The sequence below is a fragment of the Kitasatospora sp. NPDC023120 genome, assembly GCF_055560835.1.
Genome location: NZ_JBVHHY010000002.1, coordinates 320,094 through 335,221, shown reverse-complemented (window position 1 = coordinate 335,221; position 15,128 = coordinate 320,094). Strand labels below are relative to the sequence as shown.

Sequence of the window (15,128 nt, the reverse complement as noted above, 5' to 3'; positions counted from 1 at the left end):
TCGGGTGGGGCCGTGGGGCTGTGGATCGGTGCCGGTGCTGGCGGCCCGGGCCGGTCAGCGCTCGCTGTCCAGGTGGGCCATCTGGGCGGCAGCGTACCGGTCACCTGCGGCGGAGCCGGCGGGGACGGCCGCCTCGATGGCGGCGAGGTCGGCCGCTGTCAGCGTGACGTCCAGCGCGCCGAGGGCCTCGGTGAGGCGCTCCCGGCGGCGGGCGCCGACCAGCGGGACGATGTCCTGCCCGCGCGAGGCCACCCAGGCGATGGCGACCTGGGCGACGCTCGCCCCCTTCGCGGCGGCGATCGCGCGCAGCGCCTCGACCAGCGCGAGGTTGTGGGCCAGGTTCTCGCCCTGGAACCGCGGGCTGTGGCTGCGGAAGTCGGTGCCGGTGAGGGCGCGCTCCTGGTTCCAGTGGCCGCTGAGCAGGCCGCGGGAGAGCACGCCGTACGCGGTGATGCCGATGCCGAGTTCGCGGGCGGCGGGGAGGACGGTGGCCTCGATCGACCGGGTGAGCAGCGAGTACTCGATCTGCAGGTCGCTGATCGGGTGGACGGCGGCGGCGCGGCGCAGGGTGTCGGCGCCGACCTCGGAGAGGCCGATGTGGCGGACGTGGCCGGCCTTCACCAGGTCGGCGATGGCACCGATCGTCTCCTCGATCGGGACCTTCGAGTCGAGGCGGGCGGGGCGGTAGACGTCGACGTAGTCGGTGCGCAGACGGCGCAGGGTGTAGGCGAGCGCGGTCTTGGTGGCGGCGGGGCTCGCGTCGTAGCCGAGCCACTGGCCGTCCGGACTGCGCTGGGCGCCGAACTTCACGCTGATCTGCACGCTCTCCCGGTCGCGGCCGCGCAGGGCCTCGTGGATCAGCAGTTCGTTGTGGCCCATGCCGTAGAAGTCGCCGGTGTCGAGGAGGGTGATCCCGGCGTCGAGGGCGGCGTGGATGGTGGCGATGCTCTCGGCCTCGTCGGCGGGGCCGTACAAGTCGGACATGCCCATGCAGCCGAGGCCGAGGGCGGAGGTGACGGGGCCGGAGGCGCCGAGAGGGCGCTGTGCGAGGCGGGTGGTCGAGGGCATGGGCACTCCTGGGTCCGAGGGGAGCCCGGGCTGGGGCCCGGGGTAGGGCGGTCCGGGTGCCACTATGGCACGACAGCGAACAGATTTCAAAATCTGTTCGCTGTCGTCTGTTATCTGAAAGTTGAAATCTGTCGATTGTCATCTGTTAGGGATGATCGGTCGGCGGTCGTGTCTTCGAGCGCCCCAGGCGCCGCGTCCCCGGTCGCAACCTCCCCGGTCGCCCTCCAGTCCTCGCGGCCGCCGGGGGAACGGAGGAGGTGGGCGCGGGCGGGCGGCAGATTGCGCCACACCGTGCGCGAGCCCAGTCCGTAAGCCGCCTCGAACTCCCGCAGCAGCCGCACCACCGCCCGGTGGCGGGCGCCCCGGCGGGGCCCCGAGGTGAGGGTGCGTGCCGTCGCGGTGCCGAGGTAGCCGAAGTACGTCAGCTCGCCGCCCGGCGTCAGCAGCCGCAGGTAGAGGTCGAGGATCTCGCGGACCTGTGCGGGGTGGAAGTTGGTGAACGGCAACCCGGACACGATCGCGTCGTACCGCTCCCCGGGCCGCTCCCCGTGCTCCTCCGGTCCGTCCCCCGGCAGTGTCGGCGGACGGTGCTGCGGCAGTTCCTCGACCCGGCAGGCCGAGAGCCGCAGGCCGACCGCCGGGTGGCGGGCGGCGAGCACCGGGTCCTCGCGCAGCCGGTCGACGAACCGAGGGTTCGCCTCGACGACGTGCAAGCGGTCGCCCGGGCGCAGCACTTGGACCAGGCGACGGGTCACCACGCCCGTGCCGGCGCCGACCTCGAGCACCGAGATCGGGCGGTTCGGTCGGCTGGAGACCGGAACCACCAGCGCGCTCACCAACTCCGGGCCGCTGGGGGCCAGCGCGCCGGTGTCGTGGAAGGAGCGCAGGGCCTCGGCGAGGAACAGCAGGCGGTCGTCGCGCGAGGGTGAACTGTGCCTGCAGGGAGCCGAGTCGGCGCGCTGGATCAGCTGTTCGTTCGTCATGCCGTCGACGCTAGGGAGGGCGGGAGTGTCGCGAATCGGCCGGTCAGCGACGCGGACCCCCGACGAAAGTCGAGGGTGGGGTTGGCCGGAAGACAGGGGCGCCTCGGCGCCGGGCGCCCCTAGCATCGAGCCCGGGAAGCCCCTTGGAACGAGGCAACGAGGAGCGACGAACCGGGGAATGACGAACCGGGGAACGACGAACCGGGGAACGACGAACCGGGGAACGACGAACCGGGGAATGACGAACCGGGGAACGACGAACCGGGGAAAGGAGGAGCCCGATGCGCAGGAATCTGCTCGACTGGTACGGCCCGGACCACCGCCCCTGGACGGACACCTTGCTGCTGCTCGGCCTGCTCGCCCTCACCGTCGAGGAGGGGCTGGTCCAGTGGCTCCACGCCGACGGTCCGTTCCGGGTGTCCTGGACGGTCGTGGCCGCGCTCGCCGCGCTCTCGCTGCTCCTCGCCCGCCGCTACCCGGTCGTCTCCGCCGTACTGCCGGTGCTCAGCGCCGGACTGCTCAACCGCGCCTTCCCCGGTATGTTCAGCGTCTTCTACCTCGCCTACCTCGGCCGGACCGGCCCGGCGGTGGCCGGTGGCGCCGTCATCGCGGTGTCCGGCGCGACCGACGCGCAGTCGCTGGCCGGCTGGGCGGGCGCCGCCGGTTCCCAACTCCTCGTCCAGGCCGCCACCTTGTCCGTCGGCCTGTGGCTGCACGGCAGACGGGTGCTGATCCGCACCCTGCACGAGCAGGTCGACGCGCTGCGGCGGGAGCGCGAGCTGCGCGCCGAGCAGGCCAGGTCCGCCGAACGTGCCCGGATCGCACGGGAGATGCACGACGTGCTCGCCCACCGCCTGAGCCTGCTGGTGCTGCACGCCGGGGTGCTGCGCGACCAGGCCCGGGCCGGGACCGTCGCCGCGGACAAGGACCGCCTCACCCACCGCCTCGAACTGCTGCGCACCACCGCGGCTCGCTCGCTCGACGACCTGCGCGACGTCCTGGGAGCCCTGCGCGCCGACCCGCCGCCCCAACCGGCAGTGGAAGAGGAGCCGTCCGCGTCGGCGGGGGTCGTGCCGGCGGGGGTCGTGCCGGCGGGGGTCGGGCCGGTAGGGATCGCGGAAGTCACCGCGGCCGTTCCGGCGCCCGCCCTGCGCGACCTCACCGAACTCGTCGGCGAGGCGGCCCAGGCCGGGCAGCGGGTCGAACTGGCGCTCGCGGGAGATCCGGAGACCGTCCCGACCACCCACCGGCTGGCCGTGCACCGCCTGGTCCAGGAGGCGCTGACCAACGCCCGCAAGTACGCGCCCGCCGCGCCGGTCACCGTCCGGGTCGGCTACGGGGAGCCGGCGACCACCGTCGAGGTCCGCAACGGTCCGGGCGAGGCGCCGCCGGACGGTCCGGTCGCCGGCGGCGGGTACGGCCTGGTGGGGCTGAGCGAACGGGTCGGCGCGCTCGGCGGCCACCTCGACGCGGGCCCGGACGGCAGCGGCGGCTTCCGGCTCTCCGCCCAACTGCCCGCGCCGGGTCGGCCGCCGCAGACGATGGCGGAGCCCGCCCCCGCCCGTACCGGCGATCCGCCCCCGGCGCCGCGACAGCCGAAGCCGCACGGGCAAGCGAAGCCGTACGGGCACCGCACGCAGCACGGGCAACCGGCGCACCATGGGCAACCGACGCACCATGGGCAACCGACGCAGCATGGGCAACCGACGCAGCACGGGCAAGCGAAGCGACCGAGTCGGCAGTCGAAGGAGGATATCGCGTGATCCGTACGATGGTGGTCGACGACGATGCGCTGGTCCGCCTCGGCTTGGTCGACCTGCTCGCCCAGGACCCGGCGCTGACCGTGGTCGCCGAGGCCGCCGACGGGCTCCAGGCCGTCGAACTCGCCGGGAGCCGGCGGATCGACGTCGCGCTGATGGACATCCGTATGCCCCGGCTCGACGGCATCGCCGCCACCCGGCGCCTGCGCGAACTGCCCGACGCCCCGCGGGTCATCGCGCTCACCACCTTCGACCTGGACGAGTACGTGTACCAAGCGCTCGCCGCCGGGGCCGACGGCTTCCTGCTGAAGGACACCCCGCCCGCCGAGATCGCCCGGGCCGTGCACGTCGTCGCGGGCGGCCAGGGGATGCTGCACCCGGCGGCCGCGCGGCGCCTGATCGACCGCTACCACCGCGTCGGTGCGCCCCGATCGGTCGCCGCCCGCGGCCGGGTCGCCGGGCTCACCCCGCGCGAGACCGACGTCCTGCGCGAACTGGCCGACGGGCTCTCCAACGCCGAGATCGCGGGCGTCCTGGGGATGCGCGAGAGCACCGTCAAGGCGCACGTCAGCCGGATCCTGACCGGGCTCGGCGTCGGCAACCGGGTCCAGGCCGCGCTGCTGGCACGCGATGCCGGGCTGACCGGGGACGGTGCCTGAGAACGGCGGCGGAGGCTTCAGCGGGGGCTCCTCCGGTGATTCCTTCAGTGGTTCCTCGGTCGCTCCTTCGGTGGCGGCGCACGGCGGGGCTCGTCGGGGCATTCCATCGACCGGTGTTCACGCGGGTGTTCCCCGGACGTTCTCCCGGAGTCAGGCGCGGTGCCGGAGCGGGCTTCCCTGAGCCGTCGCGTGCTCCCGGTTCGTACCGCGGGCTGAGCCGCGGTCACCCATCCGGCGTGGAAATGCCGTGCCTTGGCCGTTTGCGCTGCCGAACTCGGGCGGCGGGTCCATGGTGGAGATGGGCGCGATCCGGCGACCGCGCCCGCGCGCCGATCCAGGCCCGCGCGCCGTGCGCCCGCCGCCGTTCTCCGACGGGTGTCCGAGGCTGGGGCCCGGTACCGGCACGCTGAGAGCAGGGCCACCTCGCAGGGAACCGAACGGTTCTTCTAGGCTCACATCTCGGCTTCCCTGCGGCGGTCCGGCCACTGCGCCCGCCGCCAGGAGGCCGCCGTCCACGGGGCTCCGGGCGGACCGGGGCCACCGGATCGAGCGAGGAGGACGCAATGCCAAGCACGTCGCCCAGCCGTTCCACCGCACTTGGGCCAGACGGGCCGTTCCGGCGGGCCGCCGACCATCCCGGTCTCACGGTGAGGTCCGGCCGGGCCTGGTACCCGGGGGGGAGCGGTCGGCCGGTCCGGCCGCTGAATACCGGCGGCGGCCGCGGAGGCGAGCGTTGAGTCCGCAGATCGTCGGGTCGCCCGCCGCACCGGGGGCCGCCGCCGAACCCGACCGAGTCCAGGTCTCAGTCCCGGCCGCCACCGACGGCGAAGCCCCCGCCACAGCCGCGACACCTACCGCGTCTGCCGCGCCTGCCGCACCTACCCCACCTGCTGCAGCCACCGCGGCCGCCGCGAACGCCACCGTCACCGCGGCGCTGCCCGGTCTGCCGCAGGCGCTCAGCGCCCGTGCCCGTACGCTCGCAGGCGCCGTCCGACGCCGCTGCGCCGACCTGGCCCGAATCGAGTCGCCCAGTGGGGACGCTCCCCGACTGGATGCGCTCGCCGAGGAGTTGGCCGCCGGCTTCCGCGCCACCGGTGCCACCGCCCGCCGCGAACCCGGTCCGGCCGGCGACCACCTCGTGCTGGAGTGGGAGGGACGGGACGACTCCCTGCCGCACCTGCTGATCGTCGGCCACCATGACACGGTCTGGCCGGTCGGCACCCTGGCGGACTGGCCGGTCACCGAGCAGGACGGTCGGCTCACCGGCCCCGGCGTGGTCGACATGAAGGGTGGACTCGCCATCCTGGAGGGCGCGTTGGCGCTGCTCGCCGACCTGGGGGAGCGGCCGCACCGATCCGTGCGCCTGGTCGTGGTCTCCGACGAGGAGGTCGGCAGCCCGGACGGGCGGCGCCTGGTCGAGCGCCAACTGCGCGGCGCGGCCGCGGTGCTGGGGCTCGAACCGCCGCACCCCGACGGTCGGCTGAAGACCGCGCGGCGCGGCAGCACCCGGGTCCGGCTCACCGTGACCGGGCGCGAGGCGCACGCGGGCAACGACGCCCACGACGGGGTGTCGGCGGTCGACGAACTGGTGGACCAGCTCGTGCTCGTCCGCGGTCTCGCGGGCCAGCCCGGTACCGAGCTCAACGCCGGTCGGATCAGCGGCGGTTCACGGGCCAACGTGGTCGCGGGCCGGGCCGAGGCCGAGCTCGGCCTGCGCTTCTCCACCGCCGAGGCGCAGCGCCGTACGCTCGACCACCTCGCCCGGCTCACCGCGCTGCGCCCGGGTGCCCGGGTGCGGACGGAGGTGCTGTCCAGCCGTCCGGCGTGGCCCGAGCGGACCGGCAACCCGCTGTTGCGGCACGTGCGTTCGCTCGCCGCGGTGCTCGGACAGCAGCTGGACGGCGCCCCGGCGGGCGGGGCGGGGGACACCAATCTGCCGGGCTCGCGCGGGCTCCCGACGCTGGACGGCTTCGGCGCGGTGGGTGCCGGGGCCCACGCCCGGCACGAACACATCCGGCTGGACCAGATCGCCCCCCGGATCGCCCTGCTGGCGGCGCTCCTCGCCGTCCCGCTGCCGCGACTGCGCGACCGCGCGGAGGGGTGAGCGAGCGGTGGACCGCTGACGCCTGAGGGCTGACCGCCCGCGGCGGGCAGCCGACGGCGAACAGATCACAGATGACAGATAACAGCTGACAGATTTCGAAATCTGTCAGCTGTTATCTGTTTCCTGCCTTGCCATCCCTCCGCCCCGCCGCGCAGAATGGTACCGACCGAACGGTCAGTCGGTTGGCGCCCCGAGTCCCGGGCGGACCGGCAGGGCAGGACACGAGAGGGGACCGTGGTGACAGCAGAGGTGGCAGAGGCGGTCCCCGCACAGACGCCGGAGGACCGGTTCGAGGCGGTCGTCGCCGCCGAACAGCGGATCGAGCCCAGGGACTGGATGCCCGACGCCTACCGGGCCACCCTGATCCGCCAGATCGCCCAGCACGCCCACTCGGAGATCATCGGCATGCAGCCCGAGGGCAACTGGCTCACCCGGGCCCCCTCGCTGCGCCGCAAGGCCATCCTGCTCGCCAAGGCCCAGGACGAGGCCGGTCACGGCCTCTACCTCTACGCCGCCGCCGAGACCCTCGGCGTCGACCGCGCCGAGCTCACCGAGAAGCTGATCTCCGGCCGCCAGAAGTACTCCTCGATCTTCAACTACCCGACCCTCACCTTCGCCGACGTCGGCGTGATCGGCTGGCTGGTAGACGGTGCGGCGATCTGCAACCAGGTCCCGCTCTGCCGCTGCAGCTACGGCCCGTACGCCCGCGCGATGGTGCGGATCTGCAAGGAGGAGTCCTTCCACCAGCGCCAGGGCTACGAGCTCCTGATGACGCTGATGCGCGGCACCGAGTCCCAGCGCCGGATGGTCCAGGACGCCGTGGACCGCTGGTGGTGGCCGTCGCTGATGATGTTCGGCCCCTCGGACGCCGACTCGCCGAACTCCGCGCGCTCGATGGCCTGGCGGATCAAGCGGCACAGCAACGACGAGCTGCGCCGGCGCTTCGTCGACATGACCGTCCCGCAGGCCCAGCACCTGGGCGTCACCCTGCCCGACCCCGAGCTGCGCTGGAACGAGGAGCGCGGCGGCTGGGACTTCGGCGAGCCGGACTGGTCCGAGCTGAACCGGGTCATCCGCGGCCAGGGCCCCTGCAACGCCCAGCGGATCGAACGCCGCCGCGCCGCCCACGAGGACGGCGCCTGGGTCCGCGAGGCGGCCGTCGCCTACGCCGCCAAGCGCGCCGCGGAGCAGTCCGCCCAGCAGCCCGCCCCGCACGCCACCGAACAGGAGAACGGAAAGTGACCGAGTCCAAGGCCGGCTGGCCGCTGTACGAGGTGTTCGTGCGCCCCCGGCGCGGCCTGAACCACGTCCACGTCGGCTCGCTGCACGCGTCCGACGACCGGATGGCCCTGCTCGCCGCCCGCGACCTCTACACCCGCCGCAACGAGGGCGTCAGCCTCTGGGTGGTCCGCTCGGACGCGATCACCGCTTCCACCCCGGACGAGCGCGACCCGTTCTTCGAGCCCAGCGGCGACAAGGTCTACCGCCACCCGACCTTCTACGACATCCCCGAGGATGTCCCGCACATCTGACGGGGGAGCCACCGTGCACGACCACACCACGTCCACCACCGAGGACGACCACGTGTACCTGAGCCTCGCCGAGGCCGTCCCCGGCCCCGAGGGCGAGGGCCGCTGGGCGTACGGGACGGGCTTCGCCGACCCGCTGCTCGGCGTGGACACCGACCTGCCCGCCGGGCTGGACGGCGCGGACCTCGCCGCCTACTGCCAGATGCTCGGCGACGACGCCCTGATCCTCGCCCAGCGGCTGATCGAGTGGTGCACCCGGGCGCCCGAGCTGGAGGAGGAGGTCGCGCTCGCCAACCTGGGCCTCGACCTGCTCGGCCAGGCCCGCCTGCTGCTCACCCGGGCCGGCCAGGCGGACGGCTCCGGCCGCACCGAGGACGACCTGGCGTACTGGCGCGAGGACCACGAGTTCCGCAACGTCCGGCTGGTGGAGACGCCGAACGGCGACTTCGCGTACTCGATCGCCCGGCTGCTGGTGTTCGCCACCGCCCGCGGGGCCCTGTACGAGGCGCTGAGCGCACACCCCGACCCGGTGCTGGCGGCGGTCGCCGCCCGGGGCGTCAAGGAGCTGGCGTACCACCGCGAGTACGCCACCGCCTGGACGCTGCGCCTCGGCGACGGCACGCCGTACTCCGCCGAGCGGATGCAGGCCGGGCTGGACGCCGTCTGGCCGCTGCTGGAGGAGCTGTTCACGGCGCACCCGGTGGAGCTGCGGGTGGGCGTCGACCCGGCCACCCTGCGCGAACCGGTGCTGCGCTCGCTCGCCGCCGTCCTCACCGAGGCCGGGCTGACCGTCCCGGAGGTGCCGCCGCTGGCCACCGTCCTCGGCCGGGCCGGGCGCGACGGCGTGCACACCGAGGCCCTCGGCCCGCTGCTCGCCGAGCTGCAGGTGGTGGCCCGCGCACATCCGGGGGCGACGTGGTGACGAAGACCGTCAGCGGGACAACGGCCGGCGGGACAGCGGCCGACGGGACGACCGTCGGCACGACCCGCGACCCGGCCTGGGCGGTCGCCGCGGCCGTTCCAGACCCGGAACTGCCGATGCTCACCCTGGCCGACCTCGGCGTCCTGGCCGACGTCGAGGTGGACGGCGGCAGCGGCAGCGTCACCGCCTGGCTGACCCCGACCTACTCGGGCTGCCCCGCCGTCGCCGAGATGGCCGCCGACGTGGACCGCCGACTGCGCGCGGCCGGGTACCCGGACGTCCGGGTACGGCTGCGGCTGGACCCGCCGTGGTCCACCGACCTGATCACCGCCGAGGGCCGCCGCAAGCTCACCGAGGCGGGCATCGCCCCGCCGCGTCCGACCTCCGCCGTCCAGGCGGCCGGACCGGTCCCGCTCGCCCTCGGCCCGACCCGCACCGGCATCGCGACCCGCACTGGGACCGAGGCCCGAACGGCAGCCGCCCCGGCCCCCGTGCCCTGCCCGCAGTGCGGCGGTACGGAGACGGAGGAGCTGTCCCGCTTCGGTTCCACCGCCTGCAAGGCGCTCTGGCGCTGCCGCGACTGCCGGGAGCCCTTCGAACGCGTCAAGGAGATCTGAATGCCCGCCGCCTCGTCCGCCGCTGTTTCGCCCGACTCCGCCGAGGCCCCGGCGACCGGCGCCCAGGCGACCGACACCCGGGCGACCGGTATCCGCCCGGCCCGGCGCCCCGCCTTCCACCGGCTGCGGATCGACCGGGTGGAGCGGCTCTGCGAGGACGCCGTGGCGGTCACCTTCGCGGTGCCGGACGAGCTGGCGGAGGAGTACGCCTTCCGCCCCGGGCAGACCCTGACGCTGCGCAAGCTGGTGGACGGCGCCGACGAGCGCCGCTCGTACTCGATCTGCGCGCCCGTCGGCGGTCCGCTGCGGATCGCCGTCCGGGAGGTGCCGGGCGGGCTGTTCTCGCGCTGGCTGGTGCGCGAGGCGCGGTCCGGTGAGGAGGTGGATGTGCTGACGCCGTCGGGCCTGTTCACCCCCGAGCTCGGCGTCCCCGCTGACCACGTGCTGCTCGCGGCGGGCTCCGGCGTCACCCCGATGCTGTCGATCGCCGGCTCGGTGCTGGCCGCCGACCGCCGCTCCACCGTCACCCTGCTCTACGGGAACCGGCGCAGCGACACCGTGATGTTCGCGGACGAGTTGGCCGACCTGAAGGACCGCTACCTCGGCCGCTTCCAGCTGGTCCACGTGCTCTCCCGGGAGACCAGGGACGCCGAGCTGCTCAGCGGCCGCCTCGACCCGGAGCGGGTGCGGGCTCTGCTGGCGGCGCTGGTGGACGTCGGGAGCGTCGGGCACTGGTGGCTGTGCGGCCCGTTCGGCATGGTCGCCGGGGCGAAGGATCTGCTCGCCGAGCTGGGCGTCCCCGGCGAGCGCGTGCACCAGGAGCTGTTCCACGCCGAGGACGAGCCGTTCCCCGAGCGCGACGAGGACTGGGACCGGACGGATCCCGCGGACCGGACGGACGACGGCGCGCAGAGCGAGGTCACCGTCGTCCTCGACGGCCGCGGCAGCACCCTCTGCCTCCCGCGCGACCGCTCCATCCTGGACGGCGCCCAGCGCTCCCGTCCCGACCTGCCGTTCGCCTGCAAGGGCGGCGTCTGCGGCACCTGCCGCGCCCTGGTCACCGAGGGCGAGGTGGAGATGCGCCGCAACTTCGCCCTGGAGGAGAAGGAGCTGGCCGCCGGCTACGTCCTCACCTGCCAGGCCCGCCCGCTCACCGACAAGGTGACGGTCGACTACGACCGCTGAGCCGCCAGGCCGTTTCGAGTGGTCGGGCGGTCGAGGGCGGTCCAGTGGTGGCCCGGTGCCGGCACGGCGGCTGGTCAGACGGCGGCCGCCGGGACGGGCTGCTCCGCCGGGTCGCCGAGCAGCTTGACCAGGTCGTTGACGGCCGCGCGTCCGGCCCGGTTGGCGCCGACGGTGCTGGCGGACGGGCCGTACCCGACCAGGTGGACCCGCGGATCGGCGGTCGCGCGGGTGGCGGTGAGCGCGATGCCGCCACCCGGGGAGCGCAGGCCGAGCGGCCCGAGGTGACCGACCTCGGGCCGGAAGCCGGTGGCCCAGACGATCGCATCCACCGCCAGCTCCTCGTCGCCCCAGGCGACCCCGCGCTCGGTGAGGCGGTCGAACATCGGGCGGCGCTGCAGCGCGCCCAGCTCCTCGGCGCGGCGGTAGGCGACGGATGGGCCGAGCCCGGTCACGCTCACCACGCTGCGCACCGGCAGGCCCTGCCGGACCCGCTCCTCGACCTTGGCGACCACCGCGCGCCCGTACTCGGGGGTGAACGGTCCGTCGTGGAAGACGGGTTCGGAGCGGGTGACCCAGACCGTCTCGCCGACCGCCGCGACCTCGGACAGCACCTGGATCGCCGAGGCGCCGCCGCCCACCACCAGGACGCGCTTGCCCGCGAACTCCTCGGGGCCGCGGTAGTCGGCGTAGTGCAGCTGCCGACCGGCGTAGTGGCCCGGGTAGTGCGGGAGGAACGGGCGGGTCCAGGTGCCGGTGGCGTTGATCAGCGCGCGGGTGGACCAGGTGCCGCGGTCGGTCTCGACCAGCAGCCGGGAGTCGGGGAGCTCTGACTCGGCGCGTACGGCGCGCACCGCGACCGGGCGTACGACCGGGAGCGCGTGCCGGGCCTCGTACGCTGCGAAGTACCCCGGCACCACCTCGCGCGCGGGGGCCTCGGGGTCGACCGGCGGGAGTTCGGCGTCCGGGAGGTCGTGGAAGCCGTGCACGGTGGCCATCCGCAGGGACGGCGAGCGGTGCGCCCAGGCGCCGCCCGGCCCGGCATCGGCGTCGAGGACGACGAAGCCGCCCTCGGTACCCGCCCGGTAGGGGGCGAAGCCGCGTCGGCGCAGGTGGTAGGCGGCGGACAGGCCCGCCTGCCCGGCACCCACCACCAGGACGTCCACGAGCTGCGGCGTCCCGTCCGTCGTTCCGTGGTCCGTTGCCGCGTGGTTGGTTGCACCGTAAACAGTCACGCCTCTGAAACATCGGGGGTCCGGTGGCTGTTCCCGCCGTTCTGCGAGCGGGGATCGCGGCGACGGCGAGCGTAGGGACGGGGCCGCGTAGGGATGGCGAGCGTAGGCGTGGGGACGCGTAGGGACGACGAGCGTAGGCGCGGGGAAGCGTCGGGCGGGGAGCGCGGGCGTCAGCTGACCGGGGAGATCACGGCGGCGGTGCCGTAGGCGCAGACCTCGGTGCCGACGTCGGCGGCCTCCGTCACGTCGAAGCGCATCATCAGGACGGCGTTGCCGCCGCGGGCCTTGGTCTGCTCGACCAGCCGCTGCATCGCCTCGTTGCGGCTCTCGACGAGGGTCTTCGTCAGACCGCGCAGCTCGCCGCCGATCAGCGACTTCAGACCGGCACCGATCTGGCTGCCGAGGTGGCGGCTGCGGACGGTCAGCCCGAAGACCTCGCCGATCACGTGATCGACCCGGAAACCGGGGATGTCATTGGTGGTCACGACCAGGACGTCGGCGTTCGGGCCCTGCCCGCCGCCGAACTCGTTGATGTCAGCCATGGGGCCCATCCTGCCGATGTCGGGCGTCCGAGTGACAGAGGCGCGGCCGGGCGTTGGCCGAGAAGGCTTCCGGAAGCTGGTCCCGACCGGTGATCGGGCGGCCGAAAAGCCGTACCGTAGCCCCATGGGCGAGCGAAGCGATCATCCACAGGGGCCGGGCGCGGCGGAGGACTCCGGTGCGCAGGAGATCGAGGCGACGGTGGTGCTGGGCCTGCGGATCACCGACTGGCCGGCCCTGCGTGCGGCCGCGATCAGGGCCGTCGAGGAGCTGGACTTCGACGGCATCGACCCGGCCGGCCAGCGCCGCGAACTGTTGCGCGAGGTCGCCGAGGACGCCAACGCGGCGCTCGGCGCGCTGCTGCACCCCGACCGGCTGGTGGCCGCCATCCCCGGGGTCGAGGCGGTCGGCGGCACGCTGGAGATCAGCGTGACCGAGGACTTCACGCCGGACTTCGCCGAGCTGTTCCCGCTGGAGGGCGACGAGGAGGACGGCGGCGGCGCGGGCGCGGACTGGACGCTCACCCCGCGCACCGCCTGCCTGCTCCACGCCCAGCTGCTCGGCCTGGCCGACGCGGCCTACGACGACCTCGACGAGCACGGGGACGAGGAGGTCGCCGACGGCGAGGACACGGACTGGACGGTCTTCGCCCGGCTGCCCCAGCGCACCTGGCGGATGCACCGGGGCTGGCGGCGCACCATGGCCCGGGTCTTCGACGACCTGGCCGACGACCTCGCGCTCGGCGAGTGGCCGCTGCCGCGCTGCCTGGCCGAGGAGATCGCGCTGCGGATGGCGCTGGTGGACGCCCGGACCCTGCTCGGCGCACAGCCCGAGTCGGTGGCGGACATGATGGGCGACCTTCCGGCCGACCTCTACGACTACGACTGGGACGGCTGCCACGACGAACTGTTCGGCGTCTACGGTCCGGACGACGGCGACCCGGAGCTCGCCGCGGAGCAGCGGACGGAGGTGCTGCTGGCGGCCACGCACCCGGAGGGCTGGTTCCTGATGTACGAGGACGCGGAGGAGCGAGACCCGCAGCGCGGCTACCGGCGCTGACCGGGCGTCGGCGCTGGTCGGGTGTCGCCTCCGGCCGGGCCGGGCCGGGTCGGGCCGGGCAGGGCGGGGTGGGGCCGGGCAGGGCGGTTCGGTGGGTTGGCGGCTAGGCTGCGGGCATGTCCGATGTGTCTGGTATGCGCGATGTGGCCGGTGGGGACGAACCGGAGCTGACCCGGATCGCGCTCGGGCTGGACGGGGTGCGGGCGGCACAGCGCGGTCGGACGGCCGAGGCGCGGGCCAGTTTCGAGGCGCTCTGGGAGGAGCTGGGGGAGCGGGACGTCTTCCACCGGTGCGTGCTGGCGCACTATCTGGCCGATCTGCAGGACGACCCGCGGGCCGAGCTGGAATGGGACCTGCGGGCGCTGGCCGCCGCCGACTCGCTGACCGCCGAACGCGCCCGGACGTACGAACCGGCCCTCCAGGTGCGTGCCTTCTATCCCTCACTGCACCTCAACCTGGCCTCGGACCACCTCAAGCTCGGCGAGCCCGACCTCGCGCGCGAGCAGCTCGAACGGGCCGTGCGAAGCCTGGACGTGCTGCCCGCGGACGTCTACAGCGCGGGCATCCGGGCGGCCGTGGACGAGCTGCGGCAACGGCTGCGCTGAACGGGGGCGGACGGGGATCGACCAGGGCGGGCCGAGCCGGGGGAAACGGGGCTGGCATGCTGGACGGGTGACTTCTCCGTTCGATGCCCCGTCTTCCGTCCCCCCGTCTTCCGCGTCTGACACCGGCTCTGGCTCCGGTTCCGGCGACTCCCCGGCCGCGGGGGACCGTGACGCGCGGCCGCAGTACGTGCTGCCGTTGGTCGTCCGGATGGAGCGGGCCACCCCGCCGGGGCGGACGGACGCGCTGGAGACCTCGGCCCGGGCGGTGCTCACCCTGCTGTCCGACCCTCGGGTGACCGAGGTGGACGGTGAGTGGGCGGAGCAGGTCGCGTCCTGGGAGGATGCCCGGATCCGCAAGGTGGTCCGCCGGGCCCGGGGCGGAGAGTGGCGGCGGGCGGGCGAACTGCCGGGCGTGACGGTGCAGGGGCAGGAGGCGGAGGTGCGGGTGTTCCCGCCGGTTCCGCTGGACGGTTGGCCGAAGGAGCTCGCCAAGCTGCAGGTCTCCGGGACGGACCTGGAGGAGACGGCCGAGGTCGGCGCGCCCGAGCCGGGGCTGCCGGTGCTGTGGCTCAACCCGGAGCTGGAGATGAGCGCGGGCAAGACGATGGCGCAGACCGGGCACGCCGCCCAGCTCGCGTGGTGGCGGCTGGACGAGGCGCAGCGCAAGGAGTGGGCGGAGTCCGGCTTCGCCCTGGCCGTGCGGACGGCCTCGCCGGAGGCGTGGGAGGGACTGGTCCGCAGCGGGCTGCCGGTGGTGCAGGACGCCGGCTTCACCGAGATCGCCCCGGGCAGCTGCACGGTGATCGCGGAGCACCCGGCGCTGCGGTGACGGAAGTCGGGTTTCGGCAGGCGGCAGGCGGCAGGC

The 15,128-nt window shown here is 74.3% G+C and carries 15 protein-coding genes; 11 read left to right on the top strand and 4 right to left on the bottom strand.

The genetic code is table 11. The annotated features are described in order from the left end of the window. Positions 1–54: 54 nt before the first annotated feature. Both ACZ3TI_RS04075 and ACZ3TI_RS04070 read right to left on the bottom strand, forming a co-directional pair. Positions 55–1,068 (bottom strand): aldo/keto reductase, encoded by a 1,014-nt coding sequence (locus tag ACZ3TI_RS04075; RefSeq protein ID WP_465723018.1) that lies wholly within the window; start codon positions 1,066–1,068, stop codon positions 55–57. Positions 1,069–1,178: 110 nt separating this feature from the next. Further along, positions 1,179–2,051, bottom strand: coding sequence for a class I SAM-dependent methyltransferase (locus tag ACZ3TI_RS04070; RefSeq protein WP_465723016.1), 873 nt, complete (start codon positions 2,049–2,051; stop codon positions 1,179–1,181). Between the two features lie 281 nt (positions 2,052–2,332). On the opposite strand from ACZ3TI_RS04070, the gene ACZ3TI_RS04065 reads away from it, so the two are divergent. The 8 genes from ACZ3TI_RS04065 (at position 2,333) to paaE (ending at position 10,827) form a co-directional block, all read left to right on the top strand. Continuing rightward, on the top strand, positions 2,333–3,814 hold the full coding sequence (locus ACZ3TI_RS04065) for a sensor histidine kinase (RefSeq protein WP_465723014.1): 1,482 nt from the start codon (positions 2,333–2,335) through the stop codon (positions 3,812–3,814). Then, complete coding sequence (locus tag ACZ3TI_RS04060; protein ID WP_465723012.1) at positions 3,811–4,470, top strand: response regulator; 660 nt, start codon at positions 3,811–3,813, stop codon at positions 4,468–4,470. The genes ACZ3TI_RS04065 and ACZ3TI_RS04060 overlap by 4 nt, the downstream gene beginning before the upstream one ends. 733 nt (positions 4,471–5,203) lie before the next feature. Next, entirely contained in the window at positions 5,204–6,574 is a 1,371-nt protein-coding gene (locus ACZ3TI_RS04055; RefSeq protein ID WP_465723010.1) for a M20 family metallopeptidase, read from the top strand. A 249-nt stretch (positions 6,575–6,823) separates the two neighbouring features. Beyond that, positions 6,824–7,816, top strand: a complete 993-nt coding sequence (gene paaA / locus ACZ3TI_RS04050) for a 1,2-phenylacetyl-CoA epoxidase subunit PaaA (RefSeq protein WP_465723008.1) — start codon at positions 6,824–6,826, stop codon at positions 7,814–7,816. Continuing rightward, positions 7,813–8,106, top strand: a complete 294-nt coding sequence (gene paaB, locus ACZ3TI_RS04045) for a 1,2-phenylacetyl-CoA epoxidase subunit PaaB (RefSeq protein WP_030234269.1) — start codon at positions 7,813–7,815, stop codon at positions 8,104–8,106. Before paaA ends, paaB begins: the two co-directional genes overlap by 4 nt. Then, entirely contained in the window at positions 8,090–9,025 is a 936-nt protein-coding gene (gene paaC, locus ACZ3TI_RS04040) for a 1,2-phenylacetyl-CoA epoxidase subunit PaaC (protein WP_465723006.1), read from the top strand. Before paaB ends, paaC begins: the two co-directional genes overlap by 17 nt. Next, a complete protein-coding gene (gene paaD, locus ACZ3TI_RS04035; RefSeq protein ID WP_465723004.1) occupies positions 9,019–9,642 on the top strand; it encodes a 1,2-phenylacetyl-CoA epoxidase subunit PaaD in 624 nt (207 codons plus the stop codon). Before paaC ends, paaD begins: the two co-directional genes overlap by 7 nt. Beyond that, positions 9,643–10,827: a 1,2-phenylacetyl-CoA epoxidase subunit PaaE gene (paaE, locus tag ACZ3TI_RS04030; RefSeq protein WP_465723002.1), complete on the top strand. Its 1,185-nt coding sequence runs from the start codon at positions 9,643–9,645 to the stop codon at positions 10,825–10,827. A 74-nt stretch (positions 10,828–10,901) separates the two neighbouring features. Here paaE and ACZ3TI_RS04025 read toward each other — a convergent pair whose 3' ends face one another. Both ACZ3TI_RS04025 and ACZ3TI_RS04020 read right to left on the bottom strand, forming a co-directional pair. Continuing rightward, the gene (locus ACZ3TI_RS04025; RefSeq protein WP_465723348.1) at positions 10,902–11,990 is read right to left on the bottom strand and encodes an NAD(P)-binding domain-containing protein; all 1,089 of its coding nucleotides are present in this window, start codon (positions 11,988–11,990) and stop codon (positions 10,902–10,904) included. A 239-nt stretch (positions 11,991–12,229) separates the two neighbouring features. After that, the gene (locus ACZ3TI_RS04020) at positions 12,230–12,601 is read right to left on the bottom strand and encodes a YbjQ family protein (protein WP_465723000.1); all 372 of its coding nucleotides are present in this window, start codon (positions 12,599–12,601) and stop codon (positions 12,230–12,232) included. A gap of 124 nt (positions 12,602–12,725) precedes the next feature. On the opposite strand from ACZ3TI_RS04020, the gene ACZ3TI_RS04015 reads away from it, so the two are divergent. The 3 genes from ACZ3TI_RS04015 to ACZ3TI_RS04005 all read left to right on the top strand — a co-directional run bounded on the left by ACZ3TI_RS04015 (position 12,726) and on the right by ACZ3TI_RS04005 (position 15,092). Further along, complete coding sequence (locus ACZ3TI_RS04015; RefSeq protein ID WP_465722998.1) at positions 12,726–13,658, top strand: hypothetical protein; 933 nt, start codon at positions 12,726–12,728, stop codon at positions 13,656–13,658. Between the two features lie 116 nt (positions 13,659–13,774). Further along, positions 13,775–14,263, top strand: coding sequence for a hypothetical protein (locus ACZ3TI_RS04010; protein ID WP_465722996.1), 489 nt, complete (start codon positions 13,775–13,777; stop codon positions 14,261–14,263). 67 nt (positions 14,264–14,330) lie between these two features. Next, on the top strand, positions 14,331–15,092 hold the full coding sequence (locus ACZ3TI_RS04005) for an aminoacyl-tRNA hydrolase (RefSeq protein WP_465722994.1): 762 nt from the start codon (positions 14,331–14,333) through the stop codon (positions 15,090–15,092). The last annotated feature ends 36 nt before the right edge of the window (positions 15,093–15,128 follow it).

Excerpts from the sequence above, each read along its gene's own strand:
- ACZ3TI_RS04075 (WP_465723018.1), bottom strand. The coding sequence starts at position 1,068 with ATGCCCTCGACCACCCGCCTCGCACAGCGCCCTCTCGGCGCCTCCGGC.
- ACZ3TI_RS04070 (WP_465723016.1), bottom strand. The coding sequence starts at position 2,051 with ATGACGAACGAACAGCTGATCCAGCGCGCCGACTCGGCTCCCTGCAGG.
- ACZ3TI_RS04065 (WP_465723014.1), top strand. The coding sequence starts at position 2,333 with ATGCGCAGGAATCTGCTCGACTGGTACGGCCCGGACCACCGCCCCTGG.
- paaC (WP_465723006.1), top strand. The coding sequence starts at position 8,090 with ATGTCCCGCACATCTGACGGGGGAGCCACCGTGCACGACCACACCACG.
- paaE (WP_465723002.1), top strand. The coding sequence starts at position 9,643 with ATGCCCGCCGCCTCGTCCGCCGCTGTTTCGCCCGACTCCGCCGAGGCC.
- ACZ3TI_RS04020 (WP_465723000.1), bottom strand. The coding sequence starts at position 12,601 with ATGGCTGACATCAACGAGTTCGGCGGCGGGCAGGGCCCGAACGCCGAC.
- ACZ3TI_RS04015 (WP_465722998.1), top strand. The coding sequence starts at position 12,726 with ATGGGCGAGCGAAGCGATCATCCACAGGGGCCGGGCGCGGCGGAGGAC.
- ACZ3TI_RS04010 (WP_465722996.1), top strand. The coding sequence starts at position 13,775 with ATGTCCGATGTGTCTGGTATGCGCGATGTGGCCGGTGGGGACGAACCG.